Annotated in this window: 13 protein-coding genes; 9 read left to right on the top strand and 4 right to left on the bottom strand. The window is 65.8% G+C overall.

What is annotated here, in order from left to right:
* The first annotated feature begins 98 nt into the window (after positions 1-98).
* From FY030_RS06540 to FY030_RS06530, 3 genes are all read left to right on the top strand, one after another.
* Positions 99-749 (top strand): TetR/AcrR family transcriptional regulator, encoded by a 651-nt coding sequence (locus tag FY030_RS06540; RefSeq protein WP_158060804.1) that lies wholly within the window; start codon positions 99-101, stop codon positions 747-749.
* A gap of 245 nt (positions 750-994) precedes the next feature.
* Positions 995-2506, top strand: a complete 1512-nt coding sequence (locus tag FY030_RS06535; protein WP_238348592.1) for an AbgT family transporter — start codon at positions 995-997, stop codon at positions 2504-2506.
* A 13-nt stretch (positions 2507-2519) separates the two neighbouring features.
* Entirely contained in the window at positions 2520-3680 is a 1161-nt protein-coding gene (locus FY030_RS06530) for a M20/M25/M40 family metallo-hydrolase (protein ID WP_158060802.1), read from the top strand.
* Positions 3681-3805: 125 nt separating this feature from the next.
* Here FY030_RS06530 and FY030_RS06525 read toward each other — a convergent pair whose 3' ends face one another.
* Complete coding sequence (locus tag FY030_RS06525; RefSeq protein WP_158060801.1) at positions 3806-5725, bottom strand: penicillin-binding transpeptidase domain-containing protein; 1920 nt, start codon at positions 5723-5725, stop codon at positions 3806-3808.
* Between the two features lie 1842 nt (positions 5726-7567).
* Between FY030_RS06525 and FY030_RS06520 the strand changes: the two genes are divergently transcribed.
* Positions 7568-8512 (top strand): cold-shock protein, encoded by a 945-nt coding sequence (locus FY030_RS06520; protein ID WP_158060800.1) that lies wholly within the window; start codon positions 7568-7570, stop codon positions 8510-8512.
* 81 nt (positions 8513-8593) lie between these two features.
* Here the strand turns inward: FY030_RS06520 and FY030_RS06515 are convergent, their stop codons facing one another.
* A complete protein-coding gene (locus tag FY030_RS06515) occupies positions 8594-9109 on the bottom strand; it encodes a hypothetical protein (protein ID WP_158060799.1) in 516 nt (171 codons plus the stop codon).
* A 300-nt stretch (positions 9110-9409) separates the two neighbouring features.
* Between FY030_RS06515 and FY030_RS17295 the strand changes: the two genes are divergently transcribed.
* From FY030_RS17295 to FY030_RS17290, 5 genes are all read left to right on the top strand, one after another.
* Entirely contained in the window at positions 9410-9733 is a 324-nt protein-coding gene (locus FY030_RS17295) for a sigma factor (protein ID WP_158062683.1), read from the top strand.
* Complete coding sequence (locus FY030_RS16570; RefSeq protein WP_202879774.1) at positions 9730-10629, top strand: MOSC domain-containing protein; 900 nt, start codon at positions 9730-9732, stop codon at positions 10627-10629. Before FY030_RS17295 ends, FY030_RS16570 begins: the two co-directional genes overlap by 4 nt.
* Positions 10630-12862: 2233 nt before the next feature.
* Positions 12863-13654, top strand: a complete 792-nt coding sequence (locus FY030_RS06500) for a hypothetical protein (RefSeq protein WP_158060798.1) — start codon at positions 12863-12865, stop codon at positions 13652-13654.
* A gap of 86 nt (positions 13655-13740) precedes the next feature.
* Positions 13741-14190 (top strand): hypothetical protein, encoded by a 450-nt coding sequence (locus tag FY030_RS06495; RefSeq protein WP_158060797.1) that lies wholly within the window; start codon positions 13741-13743, stop codon positions 14188-14190.
* A 102-nt stretch (positions 14191-14292) separates the two neighbouring features.
* Positions 14293-14811: a DUF5956 family protein gene (locus FY030_RS17290; protein WP_420371874.1), complete on the top strand. Its 519-nt coding sequence runs from the start codon at positions 14293-14295 to the stop codon at positions 14809-14811.
* A gap of 108 nt (positions 14812-14919) precedes the next feature.
* On the opposite strand, the gene FY030_RS06490 is transcribed toward FY030_RS17290, so the two are convergent.
* Positions 14920-15675, bottom strand: coding sequence for a class I SAM-dependent methyltransferase (locus FY030_RS06490; protein WP_158060796.1), 756 nt, complete (start codon positions 15673-15675; stop codon positions 14920-14922).
* 816 nt (positions 15676-16491) lie between these two features.
* On the bottom strand, positions 16492-18636 hold the full coding sequence (locus FY030_RS06485; protein ID WP_158060795.1) for a cell wall-binding repeat-containing protein: 2145 nt from the start codon (positions 18634-18636) through the stop codon (positions 16492-16494).
* Positions 18637-18911 lie beyond the last annotated feature (275 nt).

Genomic DNA, 18911 nt, shown 5'->3' with positions numbered 1-18911 from the left:
CTGAGAAGTGAGAGCGGTGCTCTCGGTATGTGCCACCCTAGACCAGCTCCGCCGTCACAATCAAGAGCGGCGCTCTCGGTCTGTGGCAGACTCCGGGCATGGCCGGAGCGAGGGAGCGATCGCGCGCGCGGACGAGGGCGGCGATCCTGGCAGCCGCCCGGACCGAGATCGCCATCCGCGGCGGCGGGGGCCTGTCGATGCGAGCGGTGGCACGTGAGGTGGGCCTGGTCTCTTCGGCGGTGTACCGGTACTTCCCGACCCGGGAAGCCCTGCTCACCGCGATGATCGTCGAGAGCTACGGCAACCTGGACGCCGTCCTCACGCACGTCTGCGGAGCGCGCCCGGACCGCCACTGGGAGGCGCTGGCCATGGCACTTCGCGAGTGGGGACGCGCGCGACCGCACGAGTTCCAGCTCATCTACGGCACACCTGTACCGGGGTACGTCGCGCCACCGCAGACCATCGAACCCGCGGCCGCCGTCGCGCGGCACTTCCTGAGGGTGGGCGCCGGCTCTCCGGTGCCGCACTTCAACCACCCGACCCTGCTCCGGCAGATGACCTCGACCGTCGACGAGCTAGACGGCGCGGCCCCGTCCGGTGCAGCAGCTGTCCTGGCCGAGCTGGCGGCGCTGGTCGGCTTTGTCAGTGTCGAGCTAGCCGGGCACTTCATCGGCACCGCCGACCCCGCCGACGAGCTCTACGCCGCCCTGATCAACCGTCAGACAGGCACGCTCCGCCTCAAGGCTTAGCGACTCTGCGATGACGGTCGAGGAGCGCACACCACCACACGGACCATCCCGCGCCTGCGGGCACACCATCGTTCGGTCCGTAGAAGACAACAAACGCCAGCCATCCCAGTCACTTTGCCATCTACTCAAGGTATACACCGAAGGCACGATGTGCTATAAAGATCCCCGCTGCCCACACTTCTAAGGGGAAGATTGTGTCAACAGTGTCGTCTCGACCGCAGAAGGGGGACGTCGAAGGGGGCCGCTTGGTCAGGGCACTTGCTGGGCTGGAGCGGGTTGGCAACCTCTTGCCGCACCCCTTCTGGCTTTTCCTGGGTCTGGGCGGAGTCATCCTGGTGCTCAGCGCTGTTCTGGGCAGAGCGGGAGTGAGTGCGGTCTCCCCGGCCGACGGTGAGGCGGTCGAGGTCGTAAATCTCCTGACCCGCGATGGCCTGCACCAGATCATCACCGAGGCAGTACCGAACTTCACAGGATTCCCGCCGCTTGGCCTGATTATCATCGTCATGTTGGGCGTCGCTATCGCCGAGTATTCAGGGCTGATAACTGCCGCTATCCGCGCAGTGGTGTCTGTCGTGTCGGCACGTTGGCTGACTTTTGCCTTGGCCCTGTGCGGTGTCACTGGGTCGGTGGCCTCCGATGCGATCTACGTCGTGCTCATCCCCCTCGGCGCTGCCGCCTTCAAGGCCGTAGGTAGGAGTCCGGTGCTCGGCGCAATCGTAGCCTTCACCTCGGCGAGTGCCGGTTACAACGCTTCGCTCTTCATCACTGGCACGGATGCGATCCTCGCCGGTCTGTCCACATCGGCGGCGCAGCTGATCGATGAGGGGTATGTCGTCTCGCCCGTCGCCAACTACTTCTTCTCGATGGCCTCTGCCATCTTCCTGGCCGTGGTCGTCACGCTGGTCACCGAGTTGCTACTGGTCAAGATAACCAGGGGCATGGTGGAAGAACACAATGAAGGGGACGACCCCACGGCATCAAACTCGCTCTCCGAATTCGCCCTCGATGATGCCGAAAAGCGAGGACTGCGCTGGGCAGCCCTGAGTGCCGCAGCGTTCTTCGCCATTTTCTTGGCTGCCCTACTCGTCCCCGGATCCATCTTCCGCGGCGATGAAGGGGTGCTCGACAGCCCGCTACTGACTGACGTAGTCGTCCCGATCGCCATACTCTTTGCACTGGCCGGTGTCATCTACGGGATCATCACCAAGTCCATCACTAGCCTCAGCGACATTCCCAACATGATGGGAAAAGGGCTCGTCAGCCTTGCACCGGTTCTCGTACTCTTCTTCGCCGCCGCTCAGTTCGTTGCGTATTTCCGCTGGTCCAACATCGGTCCCATCATCGCCATCAGCGGTTCCGACATTCTCCAACGGCTTGAGTTGCCAACTTTGGTGCTGTTCGCCGGCCTTGTCATTCTCGTCGCGGCTCTGAATTTCTTCATCACCAGCGGTTCGGCGCAATACGCCTTAATGGCCCCAGTGATCGTACCAATGTTCATGTTGCTGGGCGTCGCCCCCGAGGTGACGCAGATGCTCTTCCGGATGGGCGACTCACCAACTAACGTCATCAGCCCTATGAGCCCCTACTTTGCACTGGCACTAGGGTACATCCAGCAGTATCACAAGAAGGCCGGTATCGGAACGCTCTTGTCGCTGACGTTGCCAGTGTCCGTGGCGATGCTAGTAGGCTGGTTCGCCTTCTTCACGCTTTGGTACGGAATCGGGTTGCCGCTCGGTCCTGCCGTTCCCATTCGCTGAAAGGCGCGATCGAATGACTCATGCCGCGCAGGTCCGAAAGTACGTTCAGGATCACCTCACAGAGCTCCTCGAGGACCTCAGGCGCCTGGTTCACACGGAAACTCCGAGCAACCGTAAGGACCTGCTCCAGATTGGTCTGGCTGAGATCGAGGACTACGTGACGACCCGCCTCGGTGAACCCTCCGCAAGGAGGCAACACGAGGGAGGCCCCAGGGGCGACGTTCTCGACCTTACCTGGCCCGGAAGTCCGGGGGTCGAAGGATCGGTCCTGAGTGTGTGTCACTACGACACTGTGTGGCCGGAGGGGACGGTTGAGGATTGGCCCCTGACTCAGCAGGGCGATGAGCTGTCCGGTCCAGGGGTACTGGACATGAAGGCTGGCATCGTGCAGACCGTGTGGATGCTCCTGGCGCTGCGCCAGCTTAAGATCCCCCACCCAGCCTTACGGCTGATGCTCACCGGCGATGAGGAGATCGGCTCGCTGGCCAGCCGAAGGCATATCGAGGCGGCCGCGCGGGAGTCGCAGGTCACGCTCATCGCGGAGCCCAGCGCCGGTGGCGACGTCAAGGTGCAGCGCAAGGGCACGGTCACTGCTGACATCGTTGTGCACGGAATTGAGTCGCACGCGGGCCTGGACCCAGAGAAGGGAGCCAGCGCAATCCACGAGATGGCTCGACTCATCCCCTCAGTCTTGGCTCTCGCGGACCCCGACCTGGCCACGACCGTCAACGTCGGCCTCCTTGCAGGTGGCTCCGGCCGCAACGTGGTGGCCGGCTTGGCCTCCTGCCAGATCGACATCCGCATCCAGGAACCGCAGGAAGAGGACCGCGTGGTGGGAGTGTTGGAGGCCCTCGCCCCCCACGACGACCGCTGCCGCCTCGAGATCATGATCGACCGCAACCGCCCACCGATGAACCCGACCGAGCAGACCGAACGGTTGCTCGGTCTAGTCAAACGTGCAGGGAGGGATCTGGGTGAGGTGGTGGGCACTCAGGCCGTCGGGGGCGCCAGCGACGGGAACTACATCGCGGCCCTTGGCCTACCCGTGATCGACGGCCTGGGCGGGATAGGTGACGGACCACACGCCCGGCACGAGCACATCCAGGTGAGCGGGCTACCTCGTCAGGTGGCCTTGATGGCAGGCCTGGTCGAGTTGCTCGCTGACGGCCATTGAACTAACTCGACGTCGCACCTCAGGGGTTGCTTCCAGACACTGAAGAAGTTGACCCCCGACGACCCCGATGTGGCGCCATGACTGTCGGCGCGATGCGGGGATGGCGCGGCCCGCCGCCTAAGGGCTCAGGGCAGCATCGTGACGGCATCGGTGAGGAAGGCATCCATGATCGGCCCGGCCGTCGTCGACCCGAGCTCCCCCTCCTCCACAAAGACCGCCACGGCGAGGTTGCCTTGGATCGCAACCATCCACGCATGGGTCTGCGGCGGGTCGTGGGTGCCGAACTCGGCCGTACCAGTCTTGGCCAGTACCTCCGGCCCCGGGTTGTCGCCGAGCATCGACGCCCCGCCCTCGGTCACCACGGCACGCATCATCGCCCGCAATGCGTCCGCCTCCTCACCGGTGAGCGAGCCCCGCGTCGGCGGAACCTCCTGGCCGGCGACGATGCGGGGCACGACCGTGCCGCCCTGCCCGATGCTCGCCGCGACTACTGCCATCGCCACCGGCGAGGCCAGCACCTGCCCCTGACCGATGAGGCTCGCGGCCTGCTCGGTCTGACTGCCCGCTTCGGGTGAGACCGCCCCGCTGAACGCCGTGACGGGCATATCCCAGACCCCACCGAGCCCGAGATCGGTCCCAGCCTGAGCCAACTCCTCCATCGGGATCTCATCACGCTCACCGATGAGCGCAGTGTTGCAGGAGTGCGCCATCGCAGTCCGCAGCGGGATGTCGCCCAGCGCCGACTCCGGATAACCGGTGACGTTTCTAAAGGGATAACCATCGACCACCAACGTCGGCTCGCAGCGCACCGTCGTCTCCGGCGTCGCGCCGTGCCGCAACAGGACGAGGGCAGAGGCGAGCTTGAAGGTCGACCCGGGCGCATGCTGGGCGGCAAGCGCCGTCTGCGCCCCCTCCGACCCCGGACCATTCGCGACCGCCAGGACGTCGCCGCTGGTGTGGTCGATCGCGACCAGGGCGCTGGCAGGGCCCACCTGCGCTAGTGCGTCCTCGGCGGCCCGTTGCAACCCGGTATGCAGTGTCAACCGCAGGGGATCCGGCGTCACCGACTCCCGCTCCAGCAGAGGGGTGGTCGCCCCGGAGCCCCCGTCGACGGCGCTGACCCGCAGCCCCGGCTCACCGCGCAACTCCGCGTCGAAAACGGCCTGTAGGCCGGAGAGCCCGGCGAGGTCGCCCGCGGCGTAGGCCTCCGGGTCCTGCTCTACCATCTCGGCGCTCACTGGCCCGACCGTGCCGAGCAGCGGCTGGGCGAAGGTCCGGGTTGGGCCTAGCACCACCTCAGCCTCCAGCGCCACCGCACCGTCGATCTGCTCGGTGACTGCGACGAGCTCACGCCCAGCAGGGTCTTCCTGCCGATAGGTAATAAGCTCCACGAAGGCCTCAGGACCCGCGGCGTCGACGGACGCCGCATAGGTGTCCTGGTCCACGTCGGCGGCCTCGGCCAGGTCTCGGGCGGCGCCTGCGACCTGCTCGCCCTCGACCCGGGTCTTGTCAATGCCGATGCGCCACACCGGGCGCGCCATCGCCAGCGGTTCGCCGTCCGTGTCGACGATATCGGCGCGAGGCGGCGGCGGTAGCTCCTCCAGCTGCAGCAGCTGACCCTGGGGCACACCGAGCAACGCGTGATCCCAGGCCGCGACCCACGCGCCCTCGGAAACGCGCATCTGCAGCGGCACCTCCCGGACAAAATCCTCCCCCTCACCCGGCAGGTCCCAGCCCAGACGCAAGGTGGCCTCGGCTCGCTGCAGGTCCGGATCCTCGCGGACGTCGAGCACTTCGACCTCGACCTGCAGGGGCAGGCCGTCTCGCTGCAGCTCAACCCAGGCGCTCTCGCGCTGCGCTTCAGCGTCAGTCACGGTGCCGTCAACCAGCGGCAACCCCTCCAACTCCCCACTCTCCAAGCCTGTTGCGACATCCTCCGCCAGGCTGGACGGACTGCCCTCAACCCCTGGCTCGCAGGCGACCAGCACCCCGGTGAAGACCATGGTCAGGGCGAGGATCGCGCGGCGGGGGTGCACAACCACCATGGAACCAGGCAGATGCGCATACCTCAAAGCGCGGACGCTAGGTGACTAGTCAAGGCGGATATGGCAGGCGCAGCAGCGCCCGCACGGCACGACTGCCCGACAGTCCCGACGACGGCGTCGACCCAATAGGAGATCGATCCCTCCTCCTAGACCCCGAACGACGAGAAAGAGCAGCTCGACCGGGTCCAACGTTGACGATCAATCGCCCGAGCATGACATGGGTGAGACCGCCCCCATGCGCCCGGAACAGCTTCCCCGTTCCTGATCCCCGCAAGGGCTCGTGATCATGGCGGCCGGGAGTCTGTGGACGCCACCTCAACCAGAACTGATCGTGAACGGTGGCCGTCCTCGCTGCGTTCTTCACCTCGGTGCACGGAGCGGCCACCGTGGCTGCCGTGTTCCTCTTGGCGCCAGCACTGACCCTGTTCGCTGGCGCGGTCAAACGCCATCGAGCCAAGCCTGCTTTGCTCGGTGCGCGTGGCAGGCACCTCGAGCACCGGGTCCACCCAACAGGCAGCACCGGCTGGTAGTTCGAGTTCAGCCGCGCCGGGGTGGGTCAGCCACCGAGGAGACGGTGGATACACCGGACGGGTACTCGCCGTCGGCGTCGGGGGGCTGTCCAGGCGATGCGCATGGACATCACGTCGGGTGTGGTGTGCAGGACAGACTTGGCGAGGGTGGCCGAGAGGCAAGGGGCCCGCGTGGAAAGCGGGTAGCGCGCAGCACCCCGGAAGTGCCAGGTCCCTTCGCAGTGAGCGTTAAATTGCCGGTCCGACGAACTCCTCCACAACCTCCCGCACCGGCCGGTCCGCCAACGCCGCCCCGACGTCCCCACTGATCGACGGCCCCGGCATGAATCGCAGCCGCCAGGGGGCAGGAGGTTGTGAGTGCAATCTGGGCAAGGACAGGTCCACCCTGACCAGGCGACGCGCATCATGCGTGGTGGCAAGACCGACCCGCAGCCTTTTGTCCAGGCTCAGGCCTGCAGCCACGAACGACTGGCGAACCGCGGCCCTCTCCTCGTGCGGGGAGCGGGCGATGGCCTGCTGCGGGTCAATCCACGCCTGATACCACGACACCTCATCGCTCTCGGGGCCCAGGGCAGGATCACTCTCTGAGCCCTCCGGCCCCCCACGCGCACCTCGCGAGGCTTCACCCGCTCCGCGGAGCCAGTACACCGGCGCGACGGCACTGGATGCGAAGCCAGCGACCCGCAGCGGCTCCACCCCGGGCTCGTCGAGTCCTCCCGTGAACAGCGACGGCCCATACTGCGCCACCGGCACACTCGGGAGTGTCATGCCGACGTCACCACCCTGAACGGGTGACGTCTGCCGGAAAGATGCCCACCCCAGGACTGTTTGGGTGTGAAAGTTGACGATGCCGCGCAGAACGGTGTCGAGACGAATCCCATCCGCCGACGCAGGTGACGGCGCGCCAGAAGCGCTACCTCGCACCTCAAGCCGGCACCACTCCCCATCGGACAGGGTGGTGCCTACGAGGCGCAGCACGTCCTGCTGAGCGCTGACAGACACGGATCATCACTCCTCACCGCCAGAAGCTGCCACCTGGATTGGGGACTGCTGCACGGATACGTGACATCCGAGCTGCCTAGTCCTCGGGCTGACGCCATGGTCCCACTTGGGCCCGACATACTTCTCGGCCCGCACGGGCGACTCTCGCACATCCGACTCTGCCGCTGTCGGCGCAGCGCTGGGTGCCGTGGATGTCGCAGTCGGGGCACTTGCCAAGACGGTGCGGCACTTTGGGCGCCGGGCGCCTTGTCGCAGTCCCGTCGGGGACAATGGGGGGAACACCGACCGAAACTTCGACAAGGAGTCAGCCGTGACCCAGGGAACCGTCCGCTGGTTCGATGCCGACCGGGGGTTCGGCTTCATCGCCCTCGGGCAGGATGCAGAGGACCTGTACGTGCACGCATCCGAGCTCGTCAGCGACGACGCCATGAAGCTGCTCCGGGAGGGGCAGGTGGTCGAGTTCGAGATCGGCGAGGGGGACCGCGGCCCGCAGGCACGCCGCGTCCGGGTCACGGCCGACCAGGCCGCCGATACACCGCTGGGCCTGCTCGGCACCGTCTCCTGGTACGAGCCAGCCAAGGGGTACGGCTTCATTACGCCCGACGGCGGCGGTGCGGAGATCTTCCTCCACAGTTCGGCCATCGTGGGCGGCGGCGTGGTCTCGGAGGGGCAACGGGTGGCGTTCCTCGTCGTCGACGGGGAGAAGGGACCGCAGGCTGACCATCTGCTCCCCTTGGGAGCCCAGGCCGCCCAGCAGGCCGTGGCCGCCGACGGGGCGGACGGCACCGTGTCCTGGTACGACGGGGACAAGGGCTTTGGGTTCATCACCCCCGAGTCGGGCGGCCCCGATGTCTTCGTCCACGTTCGGGCGCTGGCCGACGGGCTCCCCGAGCTGGGCGAGGGGGACCGGGTGACGTACGACATCGTCGTGAGCGAGAAGGGCCCGCAGGCTCGCGACGTGCGCCTCGCGCGCAGCTCGACACCGCGGGGCGCACCCGCGACGTCGACGACCCGCGCTCGGTCGGGACAACGGGAGGCATCCCACGTCCCGGCGCGCGGCGGCGAGGGAGTGGTCAAGCGTTACGACGCGGAGCGGGGGTTCGGCTTCATCGCCCCGGACAAGGGAGGCGCGGACCTGTTCGTGCACGTGTCCGTTCTTAGAGACGCCGAGGCGCTGCACGAGGGCGATCGGGTCCGATACCAGGTGCGACAGAGCGATCGAGGACCACAGGCCGACCGCGTCGAACGGATGTGAACGGGGCGGCGGTCCGGGCGGAACTGGTGCTCAGACGCGTCCCGATCCCTTCGCACGCTTATGTCGCTGCGAGCGCTCTACTCAATCCCATGGCCCGGGCGTCCATGGGACGTCGGCGGGCCACAGTGCCGTGGGGGTTTGGCGGTTGTCCGCATTAGAGGAAGCAATCGCCAGGATGTGATCTCCCCGTCGAGCTGGTGCTGCGAGCCAGATACTCTGTCCGACTCCAAGAGCCAACTTGCGCAACTTGCGTGGGCTTTTAACCGCCCATACAAGCTCGCTGCCATCGCCCTGGCGTGCAGTCACCAGTTGACCGTCCACCTTGATCAGTTCGGCGCGGATCACTGACTCCACCTTGGCGGCAACTTTGTTCAGCGAGTTGGTCGAGGTGACCAGCCAGCCGATGATGCCGCCGAACGCGAACCAGGTAGCCCCCTGAATAGCAGCGCGCTCCCATGGGTGGTCCCACAGAGAGACGGTAAGCAGGGTGTAGGTGACTGCGGCGAAAGTTGCAGACAGCAGCGCTGCTCCGTGCGTCTGCCGTCGGCGCAATCGTGGTGCAGCTCGCAGGTGCGCGACGGCTTCCTGTTCAGTCACCCATACCACCTCAGTGTTGCCCTCACTGCACGTCTTCCATAACAGGATCCGCTGCCTCCGCACATCACCCTAGAGTCAAGTCATCGCCACATGAGAGAGCGCACTCACATGCCGCCCTGGGGACGCTGGCGCGTGTTCCGTGACCCTTGCCCCGATGGCGAGATAGACGGGCGTGGCAACCTTGGCGGTGCGTCGGTCGTGGGAGGGGTATGGCGAGCACAAATGAGGCTGGACCGTGAACGGGGAGGCTGACGAGCGGTTCGCGGCCTTCGTGGACCGCGAGAGCGCGGAGCTGCTCCGATCGGCTGGTACCTCACTTCGGACGCCGACGACGCTCGTGACCTGGTACAAGAGGCCTTGACCCGCGTGTATGGGCGTTGGGGGAACCTGCGGCCGGGTGAAGAGATCGGTTATGTCCGTCGCACGATGGTCAACCTGCAGCGTGACGTGGCCCGCCGTCGTGGGCGGGCTGCCGTTCTTCCCTGGCACCGGACCTCGGGAACCGGAGCTGGGCGGGCCGTTACCGACCACGCCACACACGTCGCTGAACGGGGAGCGATGGCTGCGGCGCTGCAGCAGTTGCCTCCGCGGCAACGGGCCGCGCGTGTGAGGATGACTGCATGATCGAGGTCGACCTGCCCGCCGACGGGGCGGTTGCTGAGGTGACGCGGTCCTTCGCCGCTTGTGTGGCGTCCGTGACCGAGACGCCACTTGCCGAGGTCCCTCAGCCGCAGGCCGACCTGCCGGGAGCGATCAGCCACTGGCGCAGCTGGCTCGCGGGCAGGGGCGCGGGGCTGGTGACGCTCGCGAAGCCTGCCACCTTCAACTGGCCCGGGTACTGGTTGGCCGTCCTCGAGAAGAGGGGCCACAGCGTGGACGCTGCGGACCTCACTGCCGTCCTGATGTTCGGCACCCCCTCCGGCGTCGTGCTTAGTCCCCAGGACCCCAGCCTGCTCGGTCGTGCCGCCACCGAGCTCCCTGTCCGAGAGGGTTACGTCCTCTGTGGCCTTGACCCGGCTCTCATCGCGCCGACGCTGCCGCTGCCGCACCTGAGCGGCACGGTCGAAACGATCGCGTTGACAGAGCGGGCCACCGGCGCCATGCGCACCGTAAGTCACGGGAGAGCGCTGGCCAACCGGGGCCTGGACGGTGACCGCTACGCCGCCAAGGCGGGCACCTTTACCCCGGCCAACGACACCGCACGCGGTTACGACCTGACCCTCATCGAGGCCGAAGCCCTCGACAGCCTCAGGTTGCCCGAGGGCCGCACCATCGGCTACGCCGAGGCACGTCGCAACGTTGTCACCCGCGGGATCGACCTCAACGCCCTGGTCGGGCGGCGCTTCCGGATCGGCGACGTCCAGTGCCTTGGCCAGCGGTTGTGTGAGCCGTGCTCCCACCTGGAACGGCTCACCACCAAGTGCACACTCCGGGGCCTGATCCACCGCGGCGGCCTGCGCGCCGACGTCCTGAATGACGGAGACATCACGACCGGCGACCTCATCGAGACCATCGACTAGCCGCCAGCGACCACCTCTTGGTCCTGGCGACGTGCCCCATATGCGGACGATGGGGACTGGAAGGCAGGCTGACCGGGCGGTATGCCATGGCTTCGGAGCTCGACTTTTTCGCGAACCAGAAGATGGGCACCGGGCGCCCTGACTTCCCCGCGGATGCGCGCTGGGGTAGGTGGTTCAATACGATAGACGTCGTAAGAGAGCGGACCTTGAGCCTGATCAATGCGTTCTAGCGTAGGTCGACAGCCACAGGACAAAAGTCGGCTCAGGCGTATAGATCCGGGCTGACCTCGCTACTCCCCTGTCCTGTCAGTCCAGACCATGCGCTCGTGGCGGCCAAGCAGGTGCTGGGCGCCGCCACCGACCACAGCGACGGACGCCTCGCTTGCGACAGGACGTCGACGTGGCGCCGCTGGAACAGGTAGGCAACGGGGTGACACACAACGCCGGACAGGTCACCCTGGTCAACGGTAACGGCCACGTCCCGGGGCGGTGGTGCAGCTGCGGATCGCCTTCGCCTGCCCGGGTGAAACCACGCCCACGCATGCCCCGGTTCGGGCGTCGGAGCTTGACGGTACCGTCATCGGCCTCCCCTCACCCGCGGCCGGCGCCGCCGTGCTCCGGGAGACCGCGGGTCCCCAGTCCGACACGCACGCCGGCAGTCCTACCGGCACCACTCCCCCGAGGTGCGTGGCATCATCACGTCTCCAACCGTGAAAGCGCACCCCTCAGGCATATGCAGGTGATCGGCATCGCGCCGAGGGTCGGTACATCACTGTCACGCCGATGAGCGCGTGTTTGGCGCAGGCCACCACATGGCCGGCTGCTCGAACTGAAGAGGCCAACCACCATGACGCCTGCATCCTGTGGTCAGCCCAGAGGACAGGCGTTTCACAGTCCGTTGAGGTGTGGTGGATCGGTGCACCCGGGATCCGGGTGACGTCGCATCCTGACAACCATTTTAGGTGTCGGCCTTTGACCCATGCGGCACACTGGGTAGGTGCCCATGACAGAAAGTGCCGATGAGAGACACGCTCGCCTCATAGTGCAAGCCCATCTTGGTGTCGAACTAACCTTCACCGACACCGACGGTCGCGTGGATTATGAGTTCGACGATGCCTCGTCTCGGGCCTGCTCGCTAGAAGTCACGACACTTACGGACCAAGACCTCCACGCGGCGACTGCCGCTTTCCGCAAGCACAGTCAGAGTTATGGTGACAGATCGTCCCTTCAGTCATGCTGGCAGGTGACAGTCAGAGAGCAAGGAACAACCTACGCCGGTCTCGCAGATCGACTCGAGAGCCTCCTGGTCCGTCTGGAGGAGCGGGGCTGTCCCGTTGATGTATGGATGTTGCCCGCCCAACTTTGGAGCGAAGACGACTCGGGCGAGGGTCGCGCCCTCTTCCGTGAGCTGGCAAGTGAAGGGGTGGAAGCAGTGTTGCTTCAACCACGTACTGACTGTCCTCGACTGCTCGCCGACCGAGCGAACCCACAGGCTTTCGATCTCAAGGATGGGGTCGTATGTGGCAGAGGGTAGTGACGCGTCTTTGACGGCCGTGGAGGAATTCGTTGGCGCACATCAGGATAACCTTCGAAAGTTGCGCGACTCAGGCGCTGAGGTTCGGCACCTTTTTGTACGACTAGATTGGGCGACCGACGGTTCAATCAGTCGGCCGTTCATGGCGGGTCTCGGCAACGAGTTCGATCATTTTGGTCTGCCGAGCCGGCCGCCGAGACTTCCACCAGATGTGGACGAATTGTGGGTGTTCGCTTCGGGTGGGCAACGTGGCTGGCATTGGAGCACCCCAGCGGGTTGGGAGTACGTCGACGGAATCAGTGAGGATGCAGATGGGTGACCGTTGGGCGCTGCAATTGAGTCGTTCACGGCGCGATACAGACTGGTGACGTGTGCCGCTTACCCAAGGCCGCGCAGCGGCAACTAGCACAGCCACTTCCTCACCCACATTCCGGACGGGACCGTTGGGGCGCACGGGTGGTGTCGAACAGGAGGCTCGGACGCCTCCTGTACTGCAGCTACTACGGACGCGGCACGTCCGCTCCTGCCGCCTTTCGCGAGGACGGGCATGTCGAGTGGACCAGCGAGGCGGGCGTCGCCGCAGTCAGTCCGTCATGGCACAAGCCAAGCTGGAAAGTCGGGGGTACGTGGACCCACACGAGATGCTGGGCGATGTCACTGGGGGTCTGCGGGCGCCTGAGGCATATAACCTGGGGAGGCATGAGCGATGAGACCGACACGGAGCCTCAAATCTGTCTCGTGACGATGGAGGCGGACCGCAGCGTCAACCAGATCGTGGGGCAGATTCCGGAAGCCGCCCTCCGCAGCCCTCGCACCCCCCTATTCACGATCGTCTGCCCTGCGACGGCGACGACCAGAGCACGGTTCTACTCGTTCACCACAAGGCGGACGACGGTCGACGACAGTTTCGACGTCACCATCGATGCCGGCGCATTGCACATCAGCGACAAGGAAACAGGCGCCTTGCTGGTGGCGTTCGCTCCCGGCATGTGGGGAACGTTCAAAAGCGATGACATCCAGGACGGCCTTTACGCCATCCGCGTCGGCGGTGGCCCCGTGAAGAAAACAGTGATCAAAGCGCGGGACCTGGAGTTGCAGATCACCAAGGGTACACATCCGGGAGAGGAGTCGAGGCGTTACGACACGGTCGACATCCTCGTGGACGGCAAGAACCTCGTGGACTGGGTCCGCACTTACCTACCGCCCGGGTTCAAGCCGCGCGAGTTTCTTGGTCGCTCCATCGGGACCGACATGACCGGGGTTCTTTTAGGCCAACAAACTGAAGATCAGTCCGGGCGCACAGCGATTCTGGGATGCACGTGCGGAATCGTTGGCTGCGGGCCACTCCTGGCCCGCATCGAAGTCGGTTCCGACACCGTGACATGGTCGGACTTCGGGCCGGGATATGGCGCAGACTATGAAGGGCTCGAGTTCCAGTTCGACCGAGACGCCTACATGGACGCGCTGACCAGATACGAGCAGACCACCTGATCAGGCGACGTAGCCGCAGGAGGGCCGCACGACTCTGCCACCTGTGCGCACCCGTTTACCCGTGGCTGTGAGGCAGCATCATCACCGTGACGAGTAGGGAGAATCAGGCGCAGTTCTACTGGCAGTCCAGCGCCGCAGGCTTGCTGCTAGGCATCGCCCTTGGTGGGCTGACCGGCATCGGGGTCGCGCTCTACATGGGCACTGGATCGTCTGCGGAGTACACGTTCACGTCCGTGCTGGTGGCCTTGCCACTGCTCGGGATACTGGTGGGCGCGGTCTGCGGTGGTGCAGCGGGCATCACGGGCTCGATCTACACCTCCCAGTGGGGTCGGCTCCCGCACTCCCTCCTCACCGCGTCGGTGGCGCTGATAGCTGCTGCTGCTCTGGGGGCCTTGTTCACGGCGTTCTCCCGCGCGGGTTGGGCCTACTCGGCGGTGATTGCCCTTCCCGCCTCTATTGTCCTTGGTCTCGCCCTTCCGGGGGCGGCCGAACGGCTTCGCCGGCCGCGCTCCACCCATTCTGACGAGTTCGAGTAGCGTCTCGGACCAACATCCGGATCTGCCGCATGCCGGCGGGTCAAGCACCAGGGGCCCGACTGGATCAGGCTCGCATGGGGGGTGTGATGCCAGACTGCGCCTATGAGCGGCGTTGACTGGGCACGAGAGAGTGAAGAAGCTGAGTTCAGCCGCAGGGAGTGGGGCAGCGCCGACGTGGTGGAATCGGACGACGTGATGCAGATACCGGGCGTTCAGCGCGGCGCGCCCCTAGGTTTCGAGCCCCTGACCGAGAGTCTGCTCTTCTGCTTCTTGCCGGCTGTTTGGCCCGACGCCGCCCGAGCCTGGGTCCGGGATACTCGAGCACGCTTCTCCTCCATGGTCTGCGATGACGGCCCCGTCCAGCGCATGCCGTGGTCCACCTGGACCTATCTTCGGACCGAGGCAGAGGCCAATGAGACACTTCATGAATGCGGCCTGCCGCCACGGCCCCCCGGAAGAGTCTGGCTCCTAAGGCCCCCGCCCGCGTTGGCGTCCCTTGCCTTGACACTGCAGCATCTCGCAAAATCGGCTTCGCAGGACGGCATCCTCCTCTATCCGCACAAGGCGTTCGCCGTACACGTGGCTCGTGGAGTCGAACAACTTTTTGGGCCACCAGGGTGAGCCCTGGTCTGGACATCCGCAACTGCCGCGACTCGTTCGCGCCGATGAGGGCCTCAGCCGCCTAGGAGCGACGCTCTAGGCTGGCCGGGAACTCGCGTTATCCGTTGTCTACACCTTGCTCGCCGCGACCGTGTAGTTCTCGGCCTCAAGGTTGAACGTGCTCATTTCCGCGCGGAGCCCGACCTGGCGCAACTCGGCTGCGAGTTCGTTGTATCGGTAGGGCCAGCACGACAGCAGTTCCGAACGGACGATGACCGACCCGCCCCCATCGAGCTGGGCGATCGCGATCTCGATGTGATGCTCATCCTCCCAACCCGGCGCTATCTCCCACCGGTAGATCACGACGGCGTCGCGGCCGTTTCGGCGGACGAGCCGGTCCCCGATGTCCAGCCGGGAACCTTTAGCCCTGACGCGTTCCCAGGTGCGCGAGGTGAGTACCAGACGCCCGCCACGGCGCAGAAGCCGTGCCATCGAGTCCAGAGCAGCAAGCCTGCCTCCCGCGCCCTCTGCATGGTGCAGTGAGTTGCCGACGCAGAAAACCACGTCGAAGGTGCCGTCATCAAAATGGTCGGGCAACTCCTCCCACGCCGCCCGCAGCGTGCGGACACGTGCCTCGAACTCCAGGGCCAACTCCTGCGCTCGACGAATCATCACGTCGCTGGCGTCAGTAGCCACAACCTCCATGCCACGACCGGCGAGCCCAACCGCCAACTGCCCGGTACCGCACGAACAATCCAGGACGTGAGCGTCCGACGGGAGGAGACCGAGGACGTCGTCGAAAGACGCGGCGAACTCGACCGGACCGAGCTTGGCATCCGAGATGAGCCACTCGTACACCTCGCCAAGCTCGTTGTAACTCGTCACAACCACACCTCCCGCTCGCGCGCGAACCCGATGGCACCTCAGTACATCGGCGGGGCATTGGAGTCAGCAACAGCGTTATCGGGCCCGTCCGCTCATGCCGCACCTGGGAGGGTCGGCCGGCCGGTCTTCAGGGCGTGCAGGGGCGTGGAGCGCTCCACTCCGTTGGGAACCAGCGGCTTGTGACTCTCTTGACCTGGAGGGATCCACCACTGGCTCGTGGAGCCGCGAAGCTGAGCTCATCGGCGTGGTCTTCCCCGGGTGCCCATGAGTTCCCCACGCTTTCGGCGAAGTCGTTGAAGTAGGCGGTCAGGTCGGCGCTTGGAGGATCACCATCTCCCGGTGCTCCCGTTGCCGGGTCTTCGCCTCGCGCCATCCGCTCGAGGATCTCGTTCGGCTTGTGAGCCCCGTAACCCGTGTGCCCGGCGGCGTGCATGGCCTGCACCGCTTCGACGGAGGGAGCCTCCGTCGTTGTGAACGTGTCGCACATTGCCGAGCTGGGATCCGACACGTCCGCCAGGGAGGAGGGGCCGGGGGTACCTGAGTGTGGCTTTCTGGCTGGGAGCTGGGACTGGGCGCATAGGACGGGCCGGCACACGCTGACGCCAGACCAAGCACAGGAAGGATGGCTATCGACAACAGATGCTTCCGAGCGCTCATGCTGGCTCCCATGTGACCACATCCTTTCTGACCACTTAGACGGGCCGGTCGAGGGAAGTGTTCCGGCCAATCGGGGAATCCGCCCGCGTCACTCTTCTGCCGCGAGCAGACAACCGTTGGGGAGGGAGCGAACGTTGACCTGTGCAACGTCGAGCGGCGTCATAGGGGGATAGGCACCGGGGTGCGGCGGTCGGTAGTCGTTCCATCACCGACTTGGCCGAGGTGGTTGTCGCCCCAGCACCGGAGTTCGTCGCTGGTGGTAATGGCGCAGGTCGTGTTTGTGCTCGTCTGGATGAGATTGGTGTTGTTGGTCAGACCGATCACTGGGTGGGGCGCGAGTTGGAAGTCTATGCCCTCGCCGATGCCTAGTTTCCCGTAGACGTTGGTGCCCCAGCACTTCGCTGTCCCGTCGGTGGTGACAGCACAGGCGTACGCAGAGCCGGCGTCGATCATGGTGGTGGTCCCCTCACCCAGACCGACGACATCGTCCGGGGTCAGCACATCAGGCCCCAACCTCCCGTTCCCCAGCGCACCAGTCGCCGACGAACCCCAGCACTTCGCTGCGCCTTCGGTGGTCACTGCGCAAGTGTGGGACGTGCCGGTGGCGATATGGGCGGTGGTCCCTGGGCCCAGGCCGACCACTGCGGTGGGCAGGTTGCGCTCGGTGCGGGTGCCATCACCGATCCTCCCGCCCACGTTGGTGCCCCAGCACCACGCCGAGCTGTCGAGGCGTACGGCACAGGTGCCGAGATAGAAGGCATCGATCTGTCGTGTCGTGCCGGGACCGAAACCGGGCACGAGCGTCGGCAACGCGTACAGGCTGCCCTTCGGCAGCCCAACTCCTAGCTGGCTGGAGGAGTTCGATCCCCAGCAGCGGGTGGCCCCGGTGATGCTGATCGCACAACCGTGCTTCTGACCAAGGCTGATGTGGGCAGTCGTGCCGGCACCTAGCCGTGGGATGTCAACCGGCACAGCGGTGTACGCGCCAGCCCCGGGGATACTGCCCTCAGTATTGCCGCCCCAACACTGGACCGAGCCGTTGGACAGCAAGGCGCACGAGGGGCCGCCAGCTTCGATGGTACTGGTCGTGCCCGGCCCTAGGCCAAGGACAGGTCCGGGGCTCGGACGGTCCAGGAGGGTGCCGTCCCCCAGGCCTCCGCCAGCGTTGTAGCCCCAGCACTTCGTCTCACCGTCGGTGGTCACGCCGCACGTGAGGCTTGGCCCGCCACTGATCTGCATACCCGGCAAGGCCGGGGAAGAAGTGGCCGCGGCGACGGCCGCGTCCACTGTCGCGTCACAGACCGCTCCTTGTCCGCCCAAGGCCAGCACCTGCTGCGGTGCCACCAAGGACAGGTACGTCTTGACGCTGGTGCGCAGCGCACCACAGGTCGGGCCGACTAGCAACACCGGCCCGTCAGCGAGCCCACCGGCTGCGACGGCGTCTACCAGGGTGTCGCCCCTGGCGAGGTACACCGTCGAGGGGCCCTCGGGATAGGCACGGCCAGCGATGGTGACTGCAGTGTCGTAGCGGTTCGATCCGTGCAACCTGTCAGGCAACTGCGAGGTGCCCCAGTCCATATCGGCGAGCGTGGCGTCAGAAATGACCGTGGTCCCACCGAGCCCTACTACAGGAGGACCCGAGATGCGGCCCAGCTCGGCCAGGACAGAGGTTGGGTAGGAACCGTCCGGCCGAACCAGCAAGACCGGACCATCGTTGAGGCCGCCTCCGGCAACGGCGTCGGCGTAGGCGTGCCCGCTGGTCGCGTACAGAGCGTCCGCATCGTTTGGCTCGGGCCAAGCCCGCAGAGAGATCTCGACGGCGGTGTCGTAACGGTTCACCCCGGCGAGCCGACTGGCGGGCCGCCCTGCGGCCGCCTCGGCCAAACTGGCATCGCAGACAGCGTTAGGACCACCCAGAGCCACGACCTGCGACGGATTCAGCCGAGCGATTTCGGCGCGCACCGACCTGGGAACGCCACCACAGGCCCGCACCAAGAGGATGGGGCCGTCGGTCAGCATCCCTCCAGCAAGGGCGTCCGCAAACTCATCCCCACGGGCCAGGTACACCACATCGGCTCCCTGCGGGAACGCGTGCCTTGAGATCGCCGCAGAAGTCGCGTACCGATCGCCACCGTGAACCCGCCCCCCGCTCGTCCCAAGGGCTGATGCGACGGAAGCCACTTCTTGAGGTGCGCTCGATGCGGTTGCCGTAACACCCGATCCCAGTACCCCGGACAGCAGGCCCGTAAGCGCGAGGGACGATGCCACTAGGCGCAAAATGAGAGTGCGCTGCAAGTACCTCATCACTCAACTCCCTCGTTAAGGTGAGCCCACCGCGCGCCCATCCGGCAGAACCATACAGCCATGCTGAAGCAAAGTCGATGAGACTGCCCTTGCCCCACCCCAGCACAGAATTGAGGGCTTCACCCCTGCGCTTCTGCCGACGTCCTCCTGTGTTGCCTACCCGGTCCACGCCATCCAGCGGGCATCCCGGCAAACCAAGCGCGCCCACTCGCTAGGTCGCGGTAGTTTTCCCCGATCGGCGGCACTACCGGAATTCACGACACAGTTCAACCACC

Origin of the sequence: Ornithinimicrobium pratense (assembly GCF_008843165.1) — a bacterium.
In the GTDB taxonomy this organism is placed as follows: domain Bacteria; phylum Actinomycetota; class Actinomycetes; order Actinomycetales; family Dermatophilaceae; genus Ornithinicoccus; species Ornithinicoccus pratensis.
Note: the sequence above shows the minus strand (reverse complement) of the source record. Positions and strands in the feature narration are given on the sequence as shown.